21 protein-coding genes are annotated in these 17,108 nt (G+C 73.0%); 8 read left to right on the forward strand and 13 right to left on the reverse strand.

The features are described 5' to 3' along the window. Positions 1-27: 27 nt before the first annotated feature. Positions 28-246 carry a DUF3107 domain-containing protein gene (locus Q9S36_RS41130; RefSeq protein WP_311290536.1) on the forward strand — a complete coding sequence of 73 codons (219 nt, stop codon included), beginning with the start codon at positions 28-30 and terminating at the stop codon, positions 244-246. A gap of 147 nt (positions 247-393) precedes the next feature. Then, positions 394-678 carry a GlsB/YeaQ/YmgE family stress response membrane protein gene (locus Q9S36_RS41135; RefSeq protein WP_311290537.1) on the forward strand — a complete coding sequence of 95 codons (285 nt, stop codon included), beginning with the start codon at positions 394-396 and terminating at the stop codon, positions 676-678. Positions 679-778: 100 nt separating this feature from the next. On the opposite strand, the gene Q9S36_RS41140 is transcribed toward Q9S36_RS41135, so the two are convergent. Next, complete coding sequence (locus tag Q9S36_RS41140) at positions 779-1,468, reverse strand: ferritin-like fold-containing protein (RefSeq protein WP_311290538.1); 690 nt, start codon at positions 1,466-1,468, stop codon at positions 779-781. A gap of 157 nt (positions 1,469-1,625) precedes the next feature. On the opposite strand from Q9S36_RS41140, the gene Q9S36_RS41145 reads away from it, so the two are divergent. Further along, positions 1,626-3,029, forward strand: a complete 1,404-nt coding sequence (locus Q9S36_RS41145) for a DEAD/DEAH box helicase (RefSeq protein ID WP_311290539.1) — start codon at positions 1,626-1,628, stop codon at positions 3,027-3,029. A gap of 1 nt (position 3,030) precedes the next feature. Here Q9S36_RS41145 and Q9S36_RS41150 read toward each other — a convergent pair whose 3' ends face one another. Then, positions 3,031-3,876 (reverse strand): ParA family protein, encoded by an 846-nt coding sequence (locus tag Q9S36_RS41150; RefSeq protein ID WP_311290540.1) that lies wholly within the window; start codon positions 3,874-3,876, stop codon positions 3,031-3,033. Positions 3,877-3,936: 60 nt separating this feature from the next. On the opposite strand from Q9S36_RS41150, the gene Q9S36_RS41155 reads away from it, so the two are divergent. Further along, positions 3,937-4,689: an SDR family oxidoreductase gene (locus tag Q9S36_RS41155; protein WP_311290541.1), complete on the forward strand. Its 753-nt coding sequence runs from the start codon at positions 3,937-3,939 to the stop codon at positions 4,687-4,689. After that, on the forward strand, positions 4,686-5,186 hold the full coding sequence (locus Q9S36_RS41160) for a GNAT family N-acetyltransferase (protein WP_311290542.1): 501 nt from the start codon (positions 4,686-4,688) through the stop codon (positions 5,184-5,186). The genes Q9S36_RS41155 and Q9S36_RS41160 overlap by 4 nt, the downstream gene beginning before the upstream one ends. On the opposite strand, the gene Q9S36_RS41165 is transcribed toward Q9S36_RS41160, so the two are convergent. Continuing rightward, the gene (locus Q9S36_RS41165; protein WP_311290543.1) at positions 5,183-5,569 is read right to left on the reverse strand and encodes a response regulator; all 387 of its coding nucleotides are present in this window, start codon (positions 5,567-5,569) and stop codon (positions 5,183-5,185) included. The two genes, Q9S36_RS41160 and Q9S36_RS41165, sit on opposite strands and share 4 nt — an antisense overlap. 117 nt (positions 5,570-5,686) lie before the next feature. Here Q9S36_RS41165 and Q9S36_RS41170 point away from each other — a divergent pair, with 117 nt between their 5' ends. Then, positions 5,687-6,640: a hypothetical protein gene (locus Q9S36_RS41170; RefSeq protein WP_311290544.1), complete on the forward strand. Its 954-nt coding sequence runs from the start codon at positions 5,687-5,689 to the stop codon at positions 6,638-6,640. A gap of 3 nt (positions 6,641-6,643) precedes the next feature. Here the strand turns inward: Q9S36_RS41170 and Q9S36_RS41175 are convergent, their stop codons facing one another. From Q9S36_RS41175 to Q9S36_RS41185, 3 genes are read right to left on the reverse strand one after another with little or no spacing between them, the layout of a single operon-like run. Continuing rightward, positions 6,644-7,195, reverse strand: a complete 552-nt coding sequence (locus tag Q9S36_RS41175) for an adenylate kinase (RefSeq protein ID WP_311290545.1) — start codon at positions 7,193-7,195, stop codon at positions 6,644-6,646. A 1-nt stretch (position 7,196) separates the two neighbouring features. Beyond that, positions 7,197-8,042, reverse strand: coding sequence for a PHP domain-containing protein (locus tag Q9S36_RS41180; RefSeq protein WP_311290546.1), 846 nt, complete (start codon positions 8,040-8,042; stop codon positions 7,197-7,199). Between the two features lies 1 nt (position 8,043). Beyond that, positions 8,044-8,613, reverse strand: coding sequence for a histidine phosphatase family protein (locus tag Q9S36_RS41185; protein ID WP_311290547.1), 570 nt, complete (start codon positions 8,611-8,613; stop codon positions 8,044-8,046). A gap of 49 nt (positions 8,614-8,662) precedes the next feature. Between Q9S36_RS41185 and Q9S36_RS41190 the strand changes: the two genes are divergently transcribed. Beyond that, on the forward strand, positions 8,663-9,856 hold the full coding sequence (locus Q9S36_RS41190; protein WP_311290548.1) for an MFS transporter: 1,194 nt from the start codon (positions 8,663-8,665) through the stop codon (positions 9,854-9,856). Positions 9,857-9,874: 18 nt separating this feature from the next. On the opposite strand, the gene Q9S36_RS41195 is transcribed toward Q9S36_RS41190, so the two are convergent. Further along, the gene (locus tag Q9S36_RS41195; protein ID WP_311290549.1) at positions 9,875-10,060 is read right to left on the reverse strand and encodes a DUF5302 domain-containing protein; all 186 of its coding nucleotides are present in this window, start codon (positions 10,058-10,060) and stop codon (positions 9,875-9,877) included. Positions 10,061-10,129: 69 nt separating this feature from the next. Then, complete coding sequence (locus Q9S36_RS41200; protein ID WP_311290550.1) at positions 10,130-10,951, reverse strand: class I SAM-dependent methyltransferase; 822 nt, start codon at positions 10,949-10,951, stop codon at positions 10,130-10,132. Between the two features lie 58 nt (positions 10,952-11,009). Here Q9S36_RS41200 and Q9S36_RS41205 point away from each other — a divergent pair, with 58 nt between their 5' ends. Next, a complete protein-coding gene (locus tag Q9S36_RS41205) occupies positions 11,010-12,092 on the forward strand; it encodes a hypothetical protein (RefSeq protein WP_311290551.1) in 1,083 nt (360 codons plus the stop codon). On the opposite strand, the gene Q9S36_RS41210 is transcribed toward Q9S36_RS41205, so the two are convergent. Genes Q9S36_RS41210 through Q9S36_RS41230 form a run of 5 tightly spaced genes read right to left on the reverse strand, consistent with a single transcriptional unit; the run spans position 12,079 to position 17,077 of the window. Further along, complete coding sequence (locus tag Q9S36_RS41210; RefSeq protein ID WP_311290552.1) at positions 12,079-13,110, reverse strand: MaoC family dehydratase; 1,032 nt, start codon at positions 13,108-13,110, stop codon at positions 12,079-12,081. The genes Q9S36_RS41205 and Q9S36_RS41210 overlap by 14 nt on opposite strands. 57 nt (positions 13,111-13,167) lie before the next feature. Next, on the reverse strand, positions 13,168-14,004 hold the full coding sequence (locus Q9S36_RS41215) for a DUF1707 domain-containing protein (protein WP_311290553.1): 837 nt from the start codon (positions 14,002-14,004) through the stop codon (positions 13,168-13,170). A 21-nt stretch (positions 14,005-14,025) separates the two neighbouring features. After that, positions 14,026-15,036 (reverse strand): sugar phosphate isomerase/epimerase family protein, encoded by a 1,011-nt coding sequence (locus Q9S36_RS41220; protein WP_311290554.1) that lies wholly within the window; start codon positions 15,034-15,036, stop codon positions 14,026-14,028. Then, positions 15,033-16,211, reverse strand: coding sequence for a Gfo/Idh/MocA family oxidoreductase (locus Q9S36_RS41225; RefSeq protein WP_311290555.1), 1,179 nt, complete (start codon positions 16,209-16,211; stop codon positions 15,033-15,035). The genes Q9S36_RS41220 and Q9S36_RS41225 overlap by 4 nt, the downstream gene beginning before the upstream one ends. Positions 16,212-16,234: 23 nt before the next feature. Beyond that, on the reverse strand, positions 16,235-17,077 hold the full coding sequence (locus Q9S36_RS41230; RefSeq protein WP_311290557.1) for a sugar phosphate isomerase/epimerase family protein: 843 nt from the start codon (positions 17,075-17,077) through the stop codon (positions 16,235-16,237). Positions 17,078-17,108 lie beyond the last annotated feature (31 nt).

A 17,108-nucleotide genomic window follows, 5' to 3' on the forward strand; every position in this document is an offset into this window, starting at 1 on the left:
CAACGTCCTCAAGCAAGGAGCACCACCGTGGAGGTCAAGATCGGCGTGCAGAACGCGCAGCGTGAGCTCGTGCTCGACACCGACAGCACGCCCGACGACATCGAGAGCAAGCTGACCGAGGCACTGGCCGCCGGCGGCGTGCTGCGGCTGGCCGACGTGAAGGGCCGCGCCGTCGTCGTGCCGGCCGACAAGATCGCCTACGTCGAGCTCGGCAACCCGACCGCGAGCACCGTCGGCTTCCGCTGAGCCCCACCCGGGAGGGGGTGCGACACCCCCTCCTTTCGGGCGTCGCGGTGATTGAAGGCGACGCGGCCGGGGAACATCATGGAGGAGTCGGTGCACCCACACCGACACTCCCGCCACGAGCTCGTGGCACAGAAAGGCGGAGCGCTCATGCTTTGGACCATCATCTTCTACCTCGTGGTCGGCACCATCGTCGGCCTCCTGGGCAAGTTCGTCGCCCCCGGCGACAAGGACAACATCCCCCTGTGGCTCACCGTCGTGTGCGGCATCGGCGGGATGATCCTGGGCGGCTTCATCTACCGCGCCTTCGGGGGCGACGGCAGCCGCGGTCTGGACTGGACGCAGGGCATCGTCGCCATCCTCACGGCGGCCGTGCTCGTGATCATCGCCTCGACCGTCACCGGTCGCAACGCAGGCACCCGCACCCGGGTCTGACCCGCAGCTCCCGACACGCAGCACGCGACAGGGCCCCGCACCTCACGGTGCGGGGCCCTGTCGCGTCGTGCAGCCTCGCGTGGTTCAGGCCTCGCGCGGCTCAGGCCTCGAGCCCGAGCCTCGCCATCCGGTCGGTGTGCAGCTCGGTGAGCCGGGTGAACATCCGCCCCAGCGCAGCCAGGTCGAGGCCGGGACGGTCGACTCCCCCGGCGAGCAGCGCGGTGAGCGACTCCCGGTCGCCGGCGACGCGCTGGGCCTGGGTCAGTGCCTCCCCCATCAGCCGGCGGCCCCACAGCGCGAGGCGCCCACCGAGGCGGTGGTCCTCGGCGATGCCGGCCCGCACCCGCTCGACGATGAACGCGGTCTGCCCGGTGTCCTCGAGGGAGCTGATGATCACCTCGCGCGTCTCCGCATCGAGGTAGGCCGCGATCTCGCGGTAGAAGTCAGCGGCGAGCCCGTCGCCGACGTAGGCCTTGATGAGTCCCTCGTAGTAGTCGGAGGGCGCGGTGTGCTCGTGGAAGCTGTCGAAGCTGGGCCGGAAGACCTGCATCGCCTCCACCGGGTCGGCGCCGAGCTCCGCGAGCCGGTCGACGAGCTTCTGGAGGTGGCCGAACTCGGCGGTGGCCATCGCCCCGATGGCGATCTTGTCGTCGATGCCGGGCGCCATCTTGGCGTCCTCGACGAGCCGCTCGAAGGCGGAGAGCTCGCCGTAGGCGATCGCGCCGAGGAGGTCGACGGCGGCGCGGCGGTAGTCCTCGTCGGGCGATGCCGTTTCGGCCGATGCGCTCATGCGCGCAGCCTAGCGATAGCATCGAGGGCACCGAGCCGTCGACAACGTGTCGGGCGGCCACCTGTATGTGCGCGGTTGGCATTCCCTCCCTGCAAGCTTCCTCGAGTGGGCTGACCGCATCCGTGTGGGACATCCAACTCAGCAGAGAGCGAACTTCGTGACCACCTTCCGTGACATGGGCGTGCTGCCCGAGATCTGTGACGCGCTCGAGCGCGCCGGCATCACCACCCCCTTCGCCATCCAGGAGATGACCCTCTCGGTGGCCCTCCTCGGCACCGACCTCATCGGCCAGGCCCGCACGGGCACCGGCAAGACGCTGGCCTTCGGCATCCCGGTGCTGCAGCGCTCGATCGCCCCGGGCAACCCGGCGTACGCCGACATGCCGCAGGGCAAGCCGCAGGCCCTGATCGTCGCCCCGACCCGCGAGCTCGCGCTCCAGGTGTCGAACGACCTCGCCCTCGCCAGCGCCGACATGGGCCTGCGCGTGCTGACCGTCTACGGCGGCGTCGGCTACGAGCCGCAGCTCGAGGCCCTCGACACCGGCGTCGACATCGTCGTCGGGACGCCCGGTCGCCTCATCGACCTGGCCAACCGCCGCGCCCTCGACCTCTCGCACGTCCACGCCCTCGTCCTCGACGAGGCCGACGAGATGCTCGACCTCGGCTTCCTGCCCGACGTCATCACGCTGATCTCCAAGACCCCGGAGACGCGCCAGACGATGCTGTTCTCGGCCACCATGCCGGCCGCGATCGTCGCGTTGGCACGCACCCACATGCGCCACCCGATGAACATCCGGGCCGAGTCGTCGTACGAGAACGCGACGGTCCCCGCGACCGCCCAGTTCATCTACCAGGCCCACGACCTCGACAAGACCGAGATCATCGGGCGGGTCCTGCAGGCCGAGGACGCCGACAAGATGATCGTCTTCACCCGCACCAAGCGGCAGGCGCAGCGGGTCGCCGAGGACCTCCAGGAGCGCGGCTTCAAGGCCTCGCCGCTCCACGGCGACATGGCACAGGTGGCGCGTGAGAAGGCGCTGGCCCGCTTCCGCGAGGACAAGATCCAGGTCCTCGTGTGCACCGACGTCGCGGCGCGCGGCATCGACGTGCGGGGCGTCTCCCACGTCATCAACTACACCTGCCCCGAGGACGACAAGACCTACGTCCACCGCATCGGCCGCACCGGTCGCGCCGGCGCCTCCGGCACGGCGATCACCTTCGTCGACTGGGCCGACCTGCACCGCTGGAAGATGATCAACAAGGCGCTCGAGCTGCCCTTCGACGAGCCGCAGGAGACCTACTCCACCTCCGAGCACCTCTTCCACGACCAGGGCATCCCGGCCGGCACCAAGGGCCGTGTCGTCGACCCGGCACCGGTGGAGAAGAAGGAGCGCGCCCCGCGCGAGCGCCGCTCCGGCTCGGGCCGCTCCGACTCCGGCCGCTCCGACTCCGGCCGCTCCGACTCCGGCTCCTCGGAGAAGTCCGGCGACGCGCCGCGCCGCCGCAACCGCAACCGTCGTCGTACCCGTGGCGGCCAGTCCGTCGAGGCGCCGAAGGCATGAGTCAGCGCTTCTTCGGAGCCTTCTTCGCGGTCTTCTTCGGCGTGGGACGTGACGCCCGCGCGACGAGGTTCTCGGCCACCTCGCGGTAGGCCTTCGCGCCCTTGCTGCTGCGGCTGGTCGCCAGGATCGAGCGGCCGGCCGCGGGGGCCTCGGCGAACTTGATGGTCTTGGGGATGGGCGGCTCGACGACCTCGAGGTCGTAGGTCTCGCTGATCGTCTCCAGGACCGTGCGGGAGTGGTTGGTGCGCCCGTCGTAGAGCGTCGGCAGCACGCCCCACACCTCGAGGCGGCGGTTGGTGAAGCGGCGTACGTCGTGGACGGTGTCGAGCAGCTGCCCCACGCCGCGGTGCGAGAGCGTCTCGCACTGCAGCGGCACCAGCACGCCGTCGGCGGCGGTCAGGGCCGCGACCGTGAGCACCCCGAGCGACGGCGGGCAGTCCAGCAGGACCCAGTCGTACGCCTCGTCGCCGAGGTCCTCGGCGAGCTGCTCGAGCGTGCCCTTGATGACGTGCTCGCGACCGGTGCGGGTGAGCAGGTCGGCCTCCGCGCGAGCCAGCTCGATGGTGGCTGGCAGCACGTCGACCCCGTCCTCGGTCTCGATGATGACCTCGGCCGGGTCCAGGCCCTGCGTCAGGACGTGGTGGACCGAGGTCTCGAGGTCCTCGGGGTCGATGCCGAGGGAGAAGGTCAGGCACGCCTGCGGGTCGAGGTCGACGAGCAGGACGCGCTGGCCCATCTCGGCCAGGGCGGCCCCGATGGAGGCGACGGACGTGGTCTTGGCGACCCCGCCCTTCTGGTTCGCGACGGCCAGCGTGACGGGGGCCGCTCCCCGGCTCTTGGTGCTCATCGCTGGCCATTGTGCCGGACCGGGTCGCGCCGCGACCGGTCGTCCTGAAATGCTGTGGCCATGAGCACCTCTCTCATCACCGGCGCGACCGCCGGCATCGGCCTCGAGTTCGCCCACCAGCTCGCCGGCCGCGGCGACGACCTCGTCCTGGTCGCCCGCGACGCCCAGCGGCTCGAGGCGGTCGCCGAGGAGCTGCGGCGCGCCCACCAGGTGGAGGTCGAGGTGCTGGTCGCCGACCTCGTCGACCGCGACCAGCTCGCCACCGTCGAGGCCCGCCTCGCCGATCGGGCGCGACCGGTCGACCTGCTGGTCAACAACGCCGGCTTCGGGTTGAAGCAGCGCTTCCTCGACAACTCCGCCGACGACGAGACCGCGATGCTCGAGGTGCTCGTCACCGCCGTGCTGCGGCTGAGCCACGCCGCCCTCGGCGCGATGGCCGAGCGCGGGCACGGCGGCATCATCAACGTCTCCAGCGTCGCGGCCTTCCTCCCCCGCGGCAGCTACTCCGCGGCCAAGGCGTGGGTGAACAGCTTCAGCGAGTGGGCGCACCTGGAGTACCGCTCGCGAGGCGTGCAGGTCATGGCGCTGTGCCCCGGCTTCACCAAGACCGAGTTCCACCAGCGCATGCAGGTCAGGCGCGGCGACGGGTTCATGTGGCTCGAGCCGGACTTCCTGGTGCGCAAGGCCCTCGAGGACTTCGCCAAGGGCCGCGCCTACTCCATCCCGGGCGCGCAGTACAAGACGATCATCGCGCTCACCAAGGCCATCCCCAACCGGGCCCTGCGGCTGACCCAGGGCATGGGCCGCCGGTGACCGTGCGGGTCGCGCCTGCCCGCGTCGAGGACGCCGAGGCCCTGGCCGGTCTGCACCTCGACGTCTGGGAGGAGGCCTACGCCGACCTCATGCCCGCCACGGTCTTCGCCGAACGGCGGGCCCGGCGCGCGGAGCGGGTGCAGAGCTGGAGCACGATCATCGCCGCCGGGTCGAGCGACAACCTGCTGGCGTGGTCCGGCGACCTGCTCGTCGGCTTCTCCAGCACCGGTCCCGGCCGCGACGACCCGGACGACGGCCTCCCGCCGCTGGAGCTGATGGCGCTCTACGTGCGGGCGTCGTCGTACGGCACCGGGGTGGGGTACGCCCTGCTCGAGGCGGCCGTCGGGGCGTCCGACGCCTACCTCTGGGTGCTCGACGGCAACGAGCGGGCGATCGGCTTCTACGAACGTCAGGGCTTCCGCTTCGACGGTGCCACCAAGCCCGAGCAGGTCGGACTCCACCGGCGGATGGTCCGCCGGGGCCCGGAGTCACCCTAGGTGCACACCGCGGCGTCGAGCTGGGGCCCGGCGATGCCGTTCAGGCGCGCCACGAGGTCGGCGAGGCGGAACGGCTTCTTCAGCACCTCGTCGGCCCCGGCCGAGCGGCACTCCTCGTCGTGGGCGATCCCGGAGTGTCCGCTCGCGACCATGACCGAGCCGCCGAAGCCGTCACGGCGCACGCGCCGGACCAGCTCCAGGCCGTCGCCGTCGGGGAGGCCCCGGTCGACGACCATGACGTCGACGTCCTGGCCGGCGAGCACCGCAACGGCCTCCTCGCCGGTGCCGCAGCTGACCACGTCGAAGCCGGCCCGCGTGAGGGACAGGCTCATCACGTGGACCAGGTCGGGCTCGTCCTCGACGAGGAGCACAGACAGGGGCACACGCGAAACGTACACGTCGAAGCAACACCTCGGGACCAGAACGGTAACGAAAGGATCCAGCACAACGATTCGGTGACGTCCGTTGTGCCTGCGCGTCCGCCCGGCCACCCTCGGGGCATGTCGACCGGGAGAGCGCTGGCTGCAGCCACCCTGGCCCTGCTGCTCGCCGCCTGCGGCGACAGCGCCACCCCGGACACCGCGGCGCTCGGCGACGCCACGGCGCCCGTCCCGGCCGGGCTGGAGGACGGGTGCCCACCCGACGACACGCCCCTGCGGCTGGCCACCGGCGACCTGCCCACCGGGGCGGTCGGGGTGCGCCTGTGCCCCGGCCCACCGACCGTCGGGTACGACGGCACGCGCCACGGACCGTTCGTCCAGCCCGTCACCGACGAGCTCACCACCGGCATCGAGCCACTGGTGGACCTGGTGAACGGCCTGCCTGAGTACGAGCCCGGCGCCTGCCCCCTGGACGGCGGCGCCCACATCGTCTACTGGTTCCGCTACCCCGACGGGGATGCTCGCGCCGTGGCCTACGGCGAGCGCGGCTGCCACACCCTGACGACCGGGGAGAACCTCATGCGCGAGCGCGGCGAGGACCTCGCCACCGCGTTCGCCGACGCCCTCCGAGCCCAGCGCGCCACGGCACGTCCATCCGCCACGCCCCCGGCACCGACGCGCCCACCCGAGTGCCCCCTGCCGACGAACGAGACCCCCCTCAGCGTGCTCCCCCAGGTCCCGCTGGACCTCACCCGGGCCACCTGGTGCCAGGGCGGACCTCGCCGTACGCGGTCGGCGACGGTGCCGCCGAGGCTCCTGCGCCGCCTCGAGGAGGGCCTGCTGGGCAAGCGGGCGCGAGGTCGCGACACCTGCGAGCCCGTCGGGTACGTGCAGTCGATCGAGGGCACCACCAGCTGGGGCGACCGGGTCTCGTACTGGGTGCTGTCCGACTGCCGCATCCATGTCCGCGTCGGCTACGGACGCGACACGAACATGGCCACCTTCGAGGCCGCGCCCGACCTCATCGCCGCGTTGCGGGCGCTCCCACCGACCAGCGTCCTGCGACACCCCTGAGCCCTAGGGGGTGGCGAGCGAGGTCAGCCAGGCGTCGAGCTCGCGCGGATGCCGGAACAGCAGCACCTCCGGTCCGTCCGGGGCGTCCGCCCAACCGCGCATCCGGTCGCGCTTGCGCGCGAATGACTGGAAGTGCCAGCGGATGATCGAGGACCGGTCGACCATCTTGCGAAAGCTCTCGACGTTGCCGTTGCAGCGCGGTTCCTTCGTGATCGCGCCCGACACCGTGCGCCGCACGAGCCGGGACAGCGACAGCCAGCGCGGGTAGTCGAGCCCGATGACGAGCTGGGTGCGCGGCAGGAGGAGGTCGAGCCAGTCGCCGTACGCCGAGTCGAGCAGCCACCGCTCCCCCGCGACGATCTCGCCGATGACCTCCCGCTGCCGCGACGCCTCGACCGGCACCCAGCCGGGCAGCCAGGTGAGCTCGTCGACCAGCGTCACGGGGTGCCCGGTGCGGGCACCGATGGCCAGGGCGGCCGTGCTCTTGCCGCTCCCCGTGACGCCGTAGACGAGGACGCGGTCGGGAAGGGGTCTCGAGGCTCGCTGCGCTCGCACCTCAACCACCGAGGGGGCGGCGCGCGAGCGAGAGCAACCGCTCGTACTGCTCGGGCTCGGTCGTGTTCACCCCGAGGTCGTGGTCGACCTTCCCGAGGCCGTGGTGGTCGCTGCTGCCGGTGACGACCAGGTCGAGGTCGGCGGCGATGCCACGCAGCCGGGTGCGGACCTCGGGCGGGTGGTCCTGGTGGTCGACCTCGATGCCGGCGAGCCCGATGGCACGGAGGGACGCGAGGACGTCCTCGGTGAGCACCGTGCCACCGCGCCGGCCCCACGGGTGGGCGATCACGGGCACGCCGCCTGCGGCGACGACGATCCGCACCATCTCCTCCAGCGCGGGTGCGTAGCGGTTGACGTACCCGGGCTGCCCCGGGCTCAGCAGCGTCGCGAACGCCTCCGTGCGGTCGCCGACCACGCCGAGCCGGACCAGCGCGTCGGCGACGTGCGGGCGGCCGGCGGCCACCGACTCCCCGGCCTCGCGGTGCACGTCGTCCTCGGTGATGTCGATGCCGTGGCCGCGCAGCGCCGAGACGATCGCGGGGGTGCGCTCGGTGCGCCCGGCGAGGATCCGGTCGAGCACCTCCACCAGCGGTCCGTGGGTCGGGTCCGGCAGGTACGCCAGGAGGTGGACCCCGCGGTGGTGGAGCTTGGTGCTGATCTCCAGGCCCGGCAGGAGGGTGATGCCGACCTCGTCGGCCGCACGCTGGGCCTCGGCCCAGCCCGACGTCGCATCGTGGTCGGTCAGCGCGACGACGTCGAGGCCGGCCGCCTTCGCCTCGCGCACGAGCGCAGCGGGCGTGTCCGTGCCGTCACTCGCGGACGAGTGGGTGTGGAGGTCGATCCGCACGTCAGCTGTTCCACTTCAGCAGGACGGGGGTCTCGCGCTCGAAGCCGAGCACCGACACCGTCGAGGTGTCGAGGCGGAAGAAGCGGCCCTCGGCGGCCGGCTGCTCGAGCCAGCGGGCGGTCAGCACCCGCAGCGAGTGCCCGTGGGCGAAGACCAGCGTCCGGTCGTGCTCGCGCGCCCGGGCGATGACCCGGTCGAGCCGCGCGGACACCTGGTCGGCGGTCTCGCCACCCGGCACGGGGTGCGTCCACACCGACCAGTCGGGGACGGTCTCGCGGATCTCGGCGGTGGTGACGCCCTCGTAGTCGCCGTAGGCCCACTCGACGAGGTCCTCGTCGACGTCGACGTCGGCGAAGCCGGCCATCTCGGCCGTACGACGGGCGCGCTGGCGCGGGCTGGTGAGCACCAGGTCGAAGTCGACGTCGTACAGGCGCGGCCCCAGCAGGATGGCCGCCTCCTCGCCGTCCGCGGTCAGCGGCAGGTCGGTCGTCGACGTGTGCTTGCCGTCGCGGCTCCACTCGGTCTCGCCGTGACGGACCAACCAGAGCTCGGGACCGGCGGTGGAGGACATGCGCGCGAGTCTGCCACGGGCGCGCGGGTCTCCTGCCACGATGCTCGCCATGAGTGGACCCACCCCCGCTGCCGTCGACATCGGCCGCGCCCGCCTCGCGATCGCGGCGGCCTTCGGCACCCAGGGGTTGGTCTTCATCAGCCTGACGACCCGGCTCCCCCGCATCCAGGACCGCTGGGACCTCGGCGAGCTCGCCCTGTCCGGCGTGCTGCTGATGATGGTCCTGCTCGCCGGTGCGGGCTCCCTGCTCGCGGAGCGGCTGGCGCCCCGCCTCGACAGTGCGGTGGTCCTGCGCGCCGGCCTGCTCGTCGTCGGCGCCTCGGTCGCGTTGGTCGTCCTCGCCCCGGCGAAGGCGGTCTTCGTCCTCGCGCTGGCGGCGTACGGCGTGGGGCTGGGGCTGGTCGACGCCACGGGGAACATGCAGGCCGTCGCGCTCGAGCACCGGCTCGGGCGCGTGGTGCTCCCCTCCTGCCATGGCGCGTGGACCCTCGGCGGCGTGGTCGGCGCGGTGCTGACCCTCGCCACGACCGACGTGCCGTGGTCGGCGACCGCACTGCTGGCCGTGCTCCCGGTGGTGGCCGCGACCGCGCCCTACCTCCTCCGCGACCACGGCGAGGCGGCCACGTCGACGCACACCGACGTGCCGTGGCGCGCGATCGTCCTGGTCGGGCTCGCGCTGGTCGTGTTCTACACGGTCGACACCGCCGCGGCGACGTGGGGACCGGTCTACCTCGACGACGTCTTCGGCGCTCCGGAGGCGCTGGTCGCCCTGGCCACGCTTCCCTACCTGCTGGCCAGCGGCATCGTCCGGCTGGCCGGCGACCGGCTGACCGAGCAGGTCGGCGCGGTCCGCCTGCTGCGGGCGGGGGCAGCGCTGGCCCTCGTCGCACTCGTGGTCGTCGTGACCGCCCCGGCCTGGGAGGTGGCCGTCGTCGGCTTCACCCTCCTCGGCTGCGGGGTCGCGGTCGTCGCCCCCCTGAGCTTCTCCGCGGCGGCGGCGCTCGCCGGCCGCGACGCCGACCCCGCCACACGGCAGGCGCGGGTGGACGCGGTCGTGGCGCGCTTCAACCAGTTCAACTACGCCGGGGCCCTGCTCGGTGCGGTGATGACGGGCGCGGTGGGCGCCGGGTCGCTCCGCGTGGGCTTCGCCGTGCCGCTCGTCCTGGTGGTCGCGCTGTTCTGGCTGGCGAAGGCGTTCGCGCCGGCGGACGCCCCTGCTGGGCACGCGCCCGCCGACGCCTGAACTCCTGGCGGTGGGGGCTCAGACCCCGCCGCCACCGGCCTTGCGCCGGTGCATCGGCTTGGCGACGTTGGCGTTCGAGACCTCCGAGCCGTGCGCCTTCTCGCGCGAGCCCGCACTGTCGTCGGGGTGGTCGTGGCCCTTCTTGCGATCAAGGGCCTCCCGCATCTTCGCCTTGAGGTCTGCGTTGGGGTCCTGATCAGCCATGGGTCCTCCTGGATCCGAGGTGGGTCGGGTGGTGCCACCCTGCCAAACGCATCGAGCGGGGTCGAGGGGTTATCCCCGGTCGGGGCGGCGCAGCACGTCGACCCTGCCGGCGAGCTTGCCCTCCATCCGGTAGACGTGCCACCGGCAGTCGCCCAGCATCAGCTCGTAGGCCTCGTCGCCGAACTCGGCCCGGTAGCGCTCCGGGCGGCGGAGCAGGCGCGCGAGGTGCAGCAGCGCCCGGGACGCGCGCCCCTCGTGCTCCTCCGACCACTCGCCCCACTCGCTCGCGAGGTCGAGGGTGTCGACGACCTCGAGGCCGGCGTCCGCTATCGCCCGGTCGAGCACCGCCGGGTCGGTGGCGGCGGGCACCACCCCCATGACGCCGAAGAGCCACTCCGCCTCCTCCCGCGGGAGCAGGTCGGTGGCGACGACCTGGTAGCCGACGGCGTACCCGCCCGGGCGCAGCACCCGGGCGAGCTCGGCGTACGCGTCCTCGGGGTGCGCCACGTGGACCATCACGTCGCGGCACCAGACCAGGTCCATCGAGGAGTCGGCGACGGGGACGTGCGTCGCGGCGCCCCGCTCGAAGGACACCCGTGAGGCGATGTCGGGGGCGAGGTCGCGGCGGGCCTCGCGGGCGAGGTCGAGGTGGCGCTGGACCGGGTCGATGCCGAGCACCCGGAAGCCGAAGTGGGTGGCGAGCCGGAAGGCATGGACGCCCTCGCCGCACCCGACGTCGACGACGCGGCTGTCGGGGCGCAGGCCGAGCTCGCGCACGACCTGGAGGAGGACCGAGGGGTCGCGCGGCGCCAGGCTCTCGTCGAGACGCGCGGCGAAGGCCGCCTCGGCCCGCGGGTGGGCGTCGTAGAACAGATCCCGGTCCCAGGCCACGTGCCGAGTCTGCCCCACCGGAGCGGCCGCGCCCGGGAGGCGCAGTAGGGTCACCGCCATGGCTCGCCGCGCGTTCCTCCACGTCGGGACCGCGAAGTCGGGGACCTCGTTCCTGCAGGACCTGTGGTGGCAGCAGCACGACGGCCTCCGCGACCGCGGGCTGCTGCTGCCGGGCTCGGGACGCCGCGACCACTTCGCGGCCGCCGCCGTCGTCAAGGGCATGACCGACGTGGTGGCGACCTTCGGCGTTCGCGAGCTCGACGCCTGGGGCCGGCTCGTCGACGAGGCCCGCGCGTGGAGCGGTGACGTGCTCATCACCAACGAGCACTTCTCCGACACGCCGCCCGAGGCGGTCGCCGCGGCCCTCGCCGACCTGTCCGGCGCCGCCGACGAGGTGCACGTCGTGCTGACCGCGCGCGACCTCGGGCGCGTGCTCCCCTCGGCGTGGCAGCAGCGGGTCAAGATGGGAGCCCGCCAGCCCTACCGACGCTTCCTCGCCACCGTGCGCCGCGGCGAGGACGACCAGAAGTTCTGGCGCTACCAGGACGTCCCGGCGATCCTCGACCTCTGGTCCGCCGGCCTGCCGCCGGCGCGCGCCCACCTCGTCGTCGTACCCGCGCCGGGGGCGCTGCGCGAGGAGCTCTGGCTGCGCACCAGCGCCGTCCTCGGCCTCGACCCGGCCGGCCTGGAGACCGAGGCCAGGCGAGCCAACGACTCGCTGTCCCTGGTCGAGGCCGAGCTGCTGCGCCGCGTCAACGAGCGCGTCCCTCGCCCCCGCCGCTCCCCCGCCCTGACCCGGCACGTGAAGGGCACCTTCGTCCCGCAGGCCCTCGCCGGCGCCGCACCCCGTGAGGGATTCGCCGTCCCCGAGCGGCACCACGACTGGATCCGCGACCGCTCCGAGCAGGCTGTCGCGGCCGTCCGCGCGAGCTCGTACGACGTCGTGGGCGACCCCGGCGACCTCCTGCCGGCGCTGCGCGCGGAGGGGCGCACCCCCGACCAGGTGACCGAGGAGGAGCTGCTCGCGGCTGCCCGGGTGGTGCTGGACCGGCTCGGGGCCGATCCCCCGGCCCCCGACTCCCTCGACGGCGCTCTCGACGTCGTCGCGGCCGACCTGCTGGCGCGGTTCAGCGCGGGATGAGCACCCAGTGGTCGAGGTCGAGCAGCACGCCGCCGGCGTACTTCCCGTCCTCGCCACGCAGGTTCATCGACTCGTCCCGCCCCTTGGTGGCCACCAGGCGCAGCCGCAGCGCGCCAACACCGGGGGCGTCGAGCGTCGCCTTGTCGAGCACCTCGGACCAGGCGTAGACGGTGTCGCCTGCAAAGGCGGGCGCGACGTGCGCGCCGGCGTTGATCGCCGCGACGAGCTGGGCGTTGGCCAGGCCGTTGAACGACAGCGCGCGGGCCAGCGAGATCACGTGGCCGCCGTAGACCAGCCGGTTGCCGTCGGGCCGGGCCTCGGCGTTGAAGTGCACCTTGGCCGTGTTCTGCCACAGTCGGGTCGCCATCATGTGCTCCGCGTCGGTCAGGGTGACGCCGTCGACGTGGTCGATCCGCTCCCCCACCTCGTAGTCGTCGAAACGGTGCGGCTCGCCGGCGGCAGCGACGTCGTACGCGCTGAAGTCGAGGCCCGCCGGCACCACGAGGTCCTCCGGCGCGACGACGTCTGCGAGGGCCGGCACGACGGTCTCAGGGGCGGGTGAGTCCGCGGACCGCTTGTGCACCATCACCCAGCGGGCCCAGTCGATCGCGACCTCGCCGCGCTGGTTCGTGGCCGTCGAGCGCACCCACACCACGCCCGTCCTGCCGTTGGAGTTCTGCTTCAGCCCGATGACCTCCGAGCGGGTGCGCAGCGTGTCGCCCGGGACGACGGGCACGTGGAAGCGGCACTCGGCGTAGCCGAGGTTGGCGACCGCGTTGAGCGAGACGTCCGGGACGGTCTTGCCGAAGGCGACGTGGAAGCCGATGAGCTCCTCGACCGGGTGCGGGTCGAGGCCGACGGACGCGGCGAACTCCGCCGACGACGGCACCGCGAACCGGGTCGGGTAGATCGCGCCGTAGAGGGCCCGGTCACCCTCGGTGACCGTCCGCGGCGTCGCGTGCTCGATCACCTGACCGACGGTGAAGTCCTCGAAGAAGTTGCCGGCGTTCGTCTTCATGCCGCACATCGTGCCGCAGCCAGGACCACCGGAGCGGCCGCGGTCGCGTGGGATGTGTCACCCTCCGTACGGGTAGCTCCGGATGACCTCGCCGGCGAGCGTGGTCTTGAGGTAGCCGATCTCGTCGAAGGTGTTGCCGATGTAGATGTTGACCGTCGGCTCCCCGCTCCAGCTGTTGACCAGCACGTGGGTGAGCCTGCCGCGCTCGACGTCGAGCGTCCGCCTCGCGGTGGCGATGTTGTCGAAGAGCCGGCGTACGTCGAGCCGGCCCAGGTCGATGGCGTCGCCGGGGCCGGTCACGGCCGCGGCCTGCGTGTCCTGGCGCCAGGAGCCGTCCCAGGTCCAGCGCTCGTAGCGCGGCCGCGAGCCGCGCACCGGCACCTGCACGCCGACGCGCGTCGGGTAGAGGCCGGCCTCGAAGGCGTCGAGGGTGCCGAACTCGCGTTCGTAGGCCCGCAGGAACGCGCGCACCTGCGGAGCCCTCATGGCGAAGGACGCGGGCACTGCCGTGGGCCGGACGGACGCCACCGGGTCGGGCGCGATCGCGACCCCCTCGGACGTCGCGGTGTCCTGCTCGCCGCCGGACGCGAGGAGGACCAGCGCGCCGATCGCGCCGAGGACGAGGAACACGACGAACCCGGCGAGCAGCAACGCCACCGCCGGGCCCGATCCTCGCGCCCGGGACGGTCCGGGGCGGTCCGCCGCCGGGACGAAGCCGGCCGGCCGCTGCAGGTCGCGGGTGAGGGTCTCGAGCTCGTCGACGGTCTCCGCCGACAGCGCCCGGCCGACGCGGAGCTCGCGGTCGGCGTCGCCGAGCTGGCCGTCGACGTAGGCCGCCTCGATCAGCTCGACGTACCGGTCGCGGTCGGCGTCCTTGGCCCGGAATCCCCTCATGCGCGGGAGTCTAGGGCTCGCTCAGCCCTCCGACTGCTTGCTGAAGGCCGCGTCGAACGACTGCGCCGGAGGGTCGAAGTCGAGCGCGCGCAGCCGCTCGAGCGCCTCCGGCGCCCCCCGCAGCCGGTCCATCCCGGCGTCCTCCCACTCCACCGAGATCGGGCCGTCGTAGCCGATGGCGGTGAGGGTGCGGAAGCAGTCCTCCCACGGGATGTCGCCGTGCCCGGTCGACACGAAGGTCCAGCCCCGGCGCGGGTCGTCCCACGGCAGGTGCGAGGAGAGGATGCCGTTGCGGCCGCCGCCCATCCGCATCCGGGTGTCCTTGCAGTCCACGTGGTAGATCCGGTCGGCGAAGTCGGTGATGAACGCGACCGGGTCGATGCCCTGCCACACCATGTGGCTGGGGTCCCAGTTGATGCCGAACGCCGGACGGTTGCCGACGGCGTCGAGCGCCCGGCGGGTCGTCCAGTAGTCGTAGGCGATCTCGGAGGGGTGCACCTCGTGCGCGAACCGCACGCCGCACTCGTCGAAGACGTCGAGGATCGGGTTCCAGCGGTCGGCGAAGTCCTGGTAGCCCGCCTCGATCCGCTCAGCGGGCACGGGCGGGAACATCGCGACGTACTGCCAGATCGAGGAGCCGGTGAAGCCGACGACGGTCTTCACGCCGAGCTTCTGCGCGAGCCGGGCGGTCAGCTTCATCTCCTCCGCCGCGCGCCGGCGCACGCCCTCGGGGTCGCCGTCTCCCCACACGCGCTCACGCACGATGGCCTGGTGGCGGAAGTCGATCGGGTCGTCGCAGATCGCCTGCCCGGTGAGGTGGTTGGAGATCGCGAAGAGCTGCAGCCCGTGCCTGTCGAGGATGCCGAGCCGCTCGGCGACGTAGTCGTCGTCGTCCCAGCGCCAGGCGTCGAGGTGCTCGCCCGAGACGGCGACCTCGAGGCCGTCGTAGCCCCAGCCGGCCGCCAGCTCGGCGACCTCCTCCAGCGGCAGGTCGGCCCACTGCCCGGTGAACAGGGTGAACGGTCGGGTCATCGGTCCTCCACTCCTTCGGTCGTCACGCCTGCTGCCTCCACGTGCACCGTACGACCCTCGGCCGCCGCGCTCTCCTCGATCGCCGCGAGCACCCGCTGCACGGCCAGCCCGTCCTCGAACGAGGGCGCCGGCTCCTCCCCCGAGGCGAGGGCAGCGAGGAAGTCGGCCGCCTGGTGGGTGAACGTGGCGTCCCACCCGAGCACGTGGCCCGGTGGCCACCAGCCGTCGAGGTAGGGGTGGTCGGGCTCGGTGACGAGCACGCGGCTGAAGCTGTCGGCGCCGTCGAGCGCGACGTCGAGGTGGTTGAGGGACTCCAGGTCGAAGCGCAGCGCGCCCGAGCTGCCGTAGACCTCGATGCCGAAGGCGTTCTTGCGGGCGCTCGCCATGCGCGACACCTCGAGGCTGACCACGGCCCCGCCGTCGGTGCGCAGCGTGCTCCACGCCGCGTCGTCGACGGTCACGTCCTCCGGGCCGTCGGCGCCCGCCCGGCGGCGGACGAAGGTCTCCGTCAGCGCGTTGACCCCGGTGACCTCCTGGCCGAGGAGGTGGCGGACCTGGTCGACCGCGTGGGAGGCGAGGTCGCCGAGGGCACCGGAGCCGGCGAGCTCGCGCCGCAGCCGCCACGTCATCGGGGCGTTCTCGTCGGCCAGCCAGTCCTGGAGGTAGGCGATGCGCACCTGGCGCACCTCCCCGATCCGGCCGGCGGCGACGTGCTGCCGCGCCAGCGCCAGGGCGGGGACGCGGCGGTAGTTGAAGCCGACCATCGACTGCACGCCGTGGGCGCGGGCCGCACGGGCGGCTGCCACCATCTTCTCCGCCTCCCCCAGGCTGTTCGCCAGCGGCTTCTCGGCGATCACGTGCTTGCCCGCCTCGAGGGCGGCGATGGCGACCTCGGCGTGCAGGTGGCCCGGCACGCAGACGTCGACCACGTCGATGTCGTCGCGCTCGAGGACCGCGCGCCAGTCGGTCGCCGACTCCGCCCAGCCGTACTGGTCCGCGGCCACGGCGACGGCGTCGGCGTCCCGCCCGACGAGCACCTGACGACGTACGCCGGGGGCGCCGGGACGCAGGGCCCCGACGTTGCGCCAGGCGTGGGAGTGCGCCTTGCCCATGAAGGCGTAGCCGATGACGGCGACGCCCGGGGCGGTGGGGGCGGCGCTCGGTGGGGTGGTCACGTCGATCTCCTGACTGTGGTCGCTCAGCCGAGCGAGCGGAGGAAGGCCAGCCCGTCGCGGGCGAGGTCGTCCTGGGTGGGTGCCAGCGGCCGCCAGATGGAGGCGGCGGTGGCGATGGAGGCGTTGTCGGCGGTGAAGCTCTCGATGACGAGCGGGCCGTCGTGGCCCACCTCGTCGAGGGCGGCGACGAGCGCGGGCCAGTCGGTCTGGTCGCCGCCGGGCGCGCCGCGGTCGCTGCCACACACCTGGACGTGCGCGAGGTGCGTCCCGGCCGTGCGGATCGCGGCGGCGCTGGAGCGCTCCTCGATGTTGAGGTGGTAGGTGTCGAGCGCCAGCCCGAGTCCCTCGCCGAGCAGCGGCTCCAGCGCGGTCAGGGCCTGCTCGACGGTGTTGACCAGCGAGGTCTCGTAGCGGTTGAGCGGCTCGATGCCCAGGCGTACGCCGCTCGCCACGGCGTCGTCGACGAGGGGTGCGAGGTGCCGGCGCAGGTCGGCGTAGGCCGCCGCACGCTCGTCGGCGTCCATCCGCCACACCCGGCCCGTAGCGGCGTAGAACGGGCCGCACACCGCGGTGGCACCGATGCCGGCCGCGAACTCGATGCAGGCACGGAGGTAGTCCTGGGTGTCGGCGACGGCCGACGCGTCCACGAGGTCGCGTCCGGGCGCCATCGCGCCGACGACGCACGGCCTCAGCCCCGTCTCGACGAGCACCTCGGAGACGACCGGGATCGTGAGGTCGCCGGGGTTCTCCAGCGGCAGCTCGACGGCGTCGAACCCCATGCCGGCGATGCGGCGCAGCATCTCGCCCACGTCGGCATCGGTGAGGGGGGAGGTCCAAACCCACGTGTTGACGCCTATCGCGCGCATGCGGTGGCCGTCCTTCCGGGCGGGAGGTGGA

Source organism: Microbacterium sp. ARD31 (genome assembly GCF_031844425.1).

What these genes read in the sequence shown, in the direction of transcription:
- Q9S36_RS41220 (WP_311290554.1), bottom strand. Translation starts at nt 15,036, where the DNA reads ATGACCCGACCGTTCACCCTGTTCACCGGGCAGTGGGCCGACCTGCCG.
- Q9S36_RS41150 (WP_311290540.1), bottom strand. Translation starts at nt 3,876, where the DNA reads ATGAGCACCAAGAGCCGGGGAGCGGCCCCCGTCACGCTGGCCGTCGCG.
- Q9S36_RS41215 (WP_311290553.1), bottom strand. Translation starts at nt 14,004, where the DNA reads ATGAGGGGATTCCGGGCCAAGGACGCCGACCGCGACCGGTACGTCGAG.
- Q9S36_RS41170 (WP_311290544.1), top strand. Translation starts at nt 5,687, where the DNA reads ATGTCGACCGGGAGAGCGCTGGCTGCAGCCACCCTGGCCCTGCTGCTC.
- Q9S36_RS41195 (WP_311290549.1), bottom strand. Translation starts at nt 10,060, where the DNA reads ATGGCTGATCAGGACCCCAACGCAGACCTCAAGGCGAAGATGCGGGAG.
- Q9S36_RS41190 (WP_311290548.1), top strand. Translation starts at nt 8,663, where the DNA reads ATGAGTGGACCCACCCCCGCTGCCGTCGACATCGGCCGCGCCCGCCTC.
- Q9S36_RS41210 (WP_311290552.1), bottom strand. Translation starts at nt 13,110, where the DNA reads ATGAAGACGAACGCCGGCAACTTCTTCGAGGACTTCACCGTCGGTCAG.
- Q9S36_RS41135 (WP_311290537.1), top strand. Translation starts at nt 394, where the DNA reads ATGCTTTGGACCATCATCTTCTACCTCGTGGTCGGCACCATCGTCGGC.
- Q9S36_RS41140 (WP_311290538.1), bottom strand. Translation starts at nt 1,468, where the DNA reads ATGAGCGCATCGGCCGAAACGGCATCGCCCGACGAGGACTACCGCCGC.
- Q9S36_RS41205 (WP_311290551.1), top strand. Translation starts at nt 11,010, where the DNA reads ATGGCTCGCCGCGCGTTCCTCCACGTCGGGACCGCGAAGTCGGGGACC.
- Q9S36_RS41230 (WP_311290557.1), bottom strand. Translation starts at nt 17,077, where the DNA reads ATGCGCGCGATAGGCGTCAACACGTGGGTTTGGACCTCCCCCCTCACC.
- Q9S36_RS41155 (WP_311290541.1), top strand. Translation starts at nt 3,937, where the DNA reads ATGAGCACCTCTCTCATCACCGGCGCGACCGCCGGCATCGGCCTCGAG.
- Q9S36_RS41185 (WP_311290547.1), bottom strand. Translation starts at nt 8,613, where the DNA reads ATGTCCTCCACCGCCGGTCCCGAGCTCTGGTTGGTCCGTCACGGCGAG.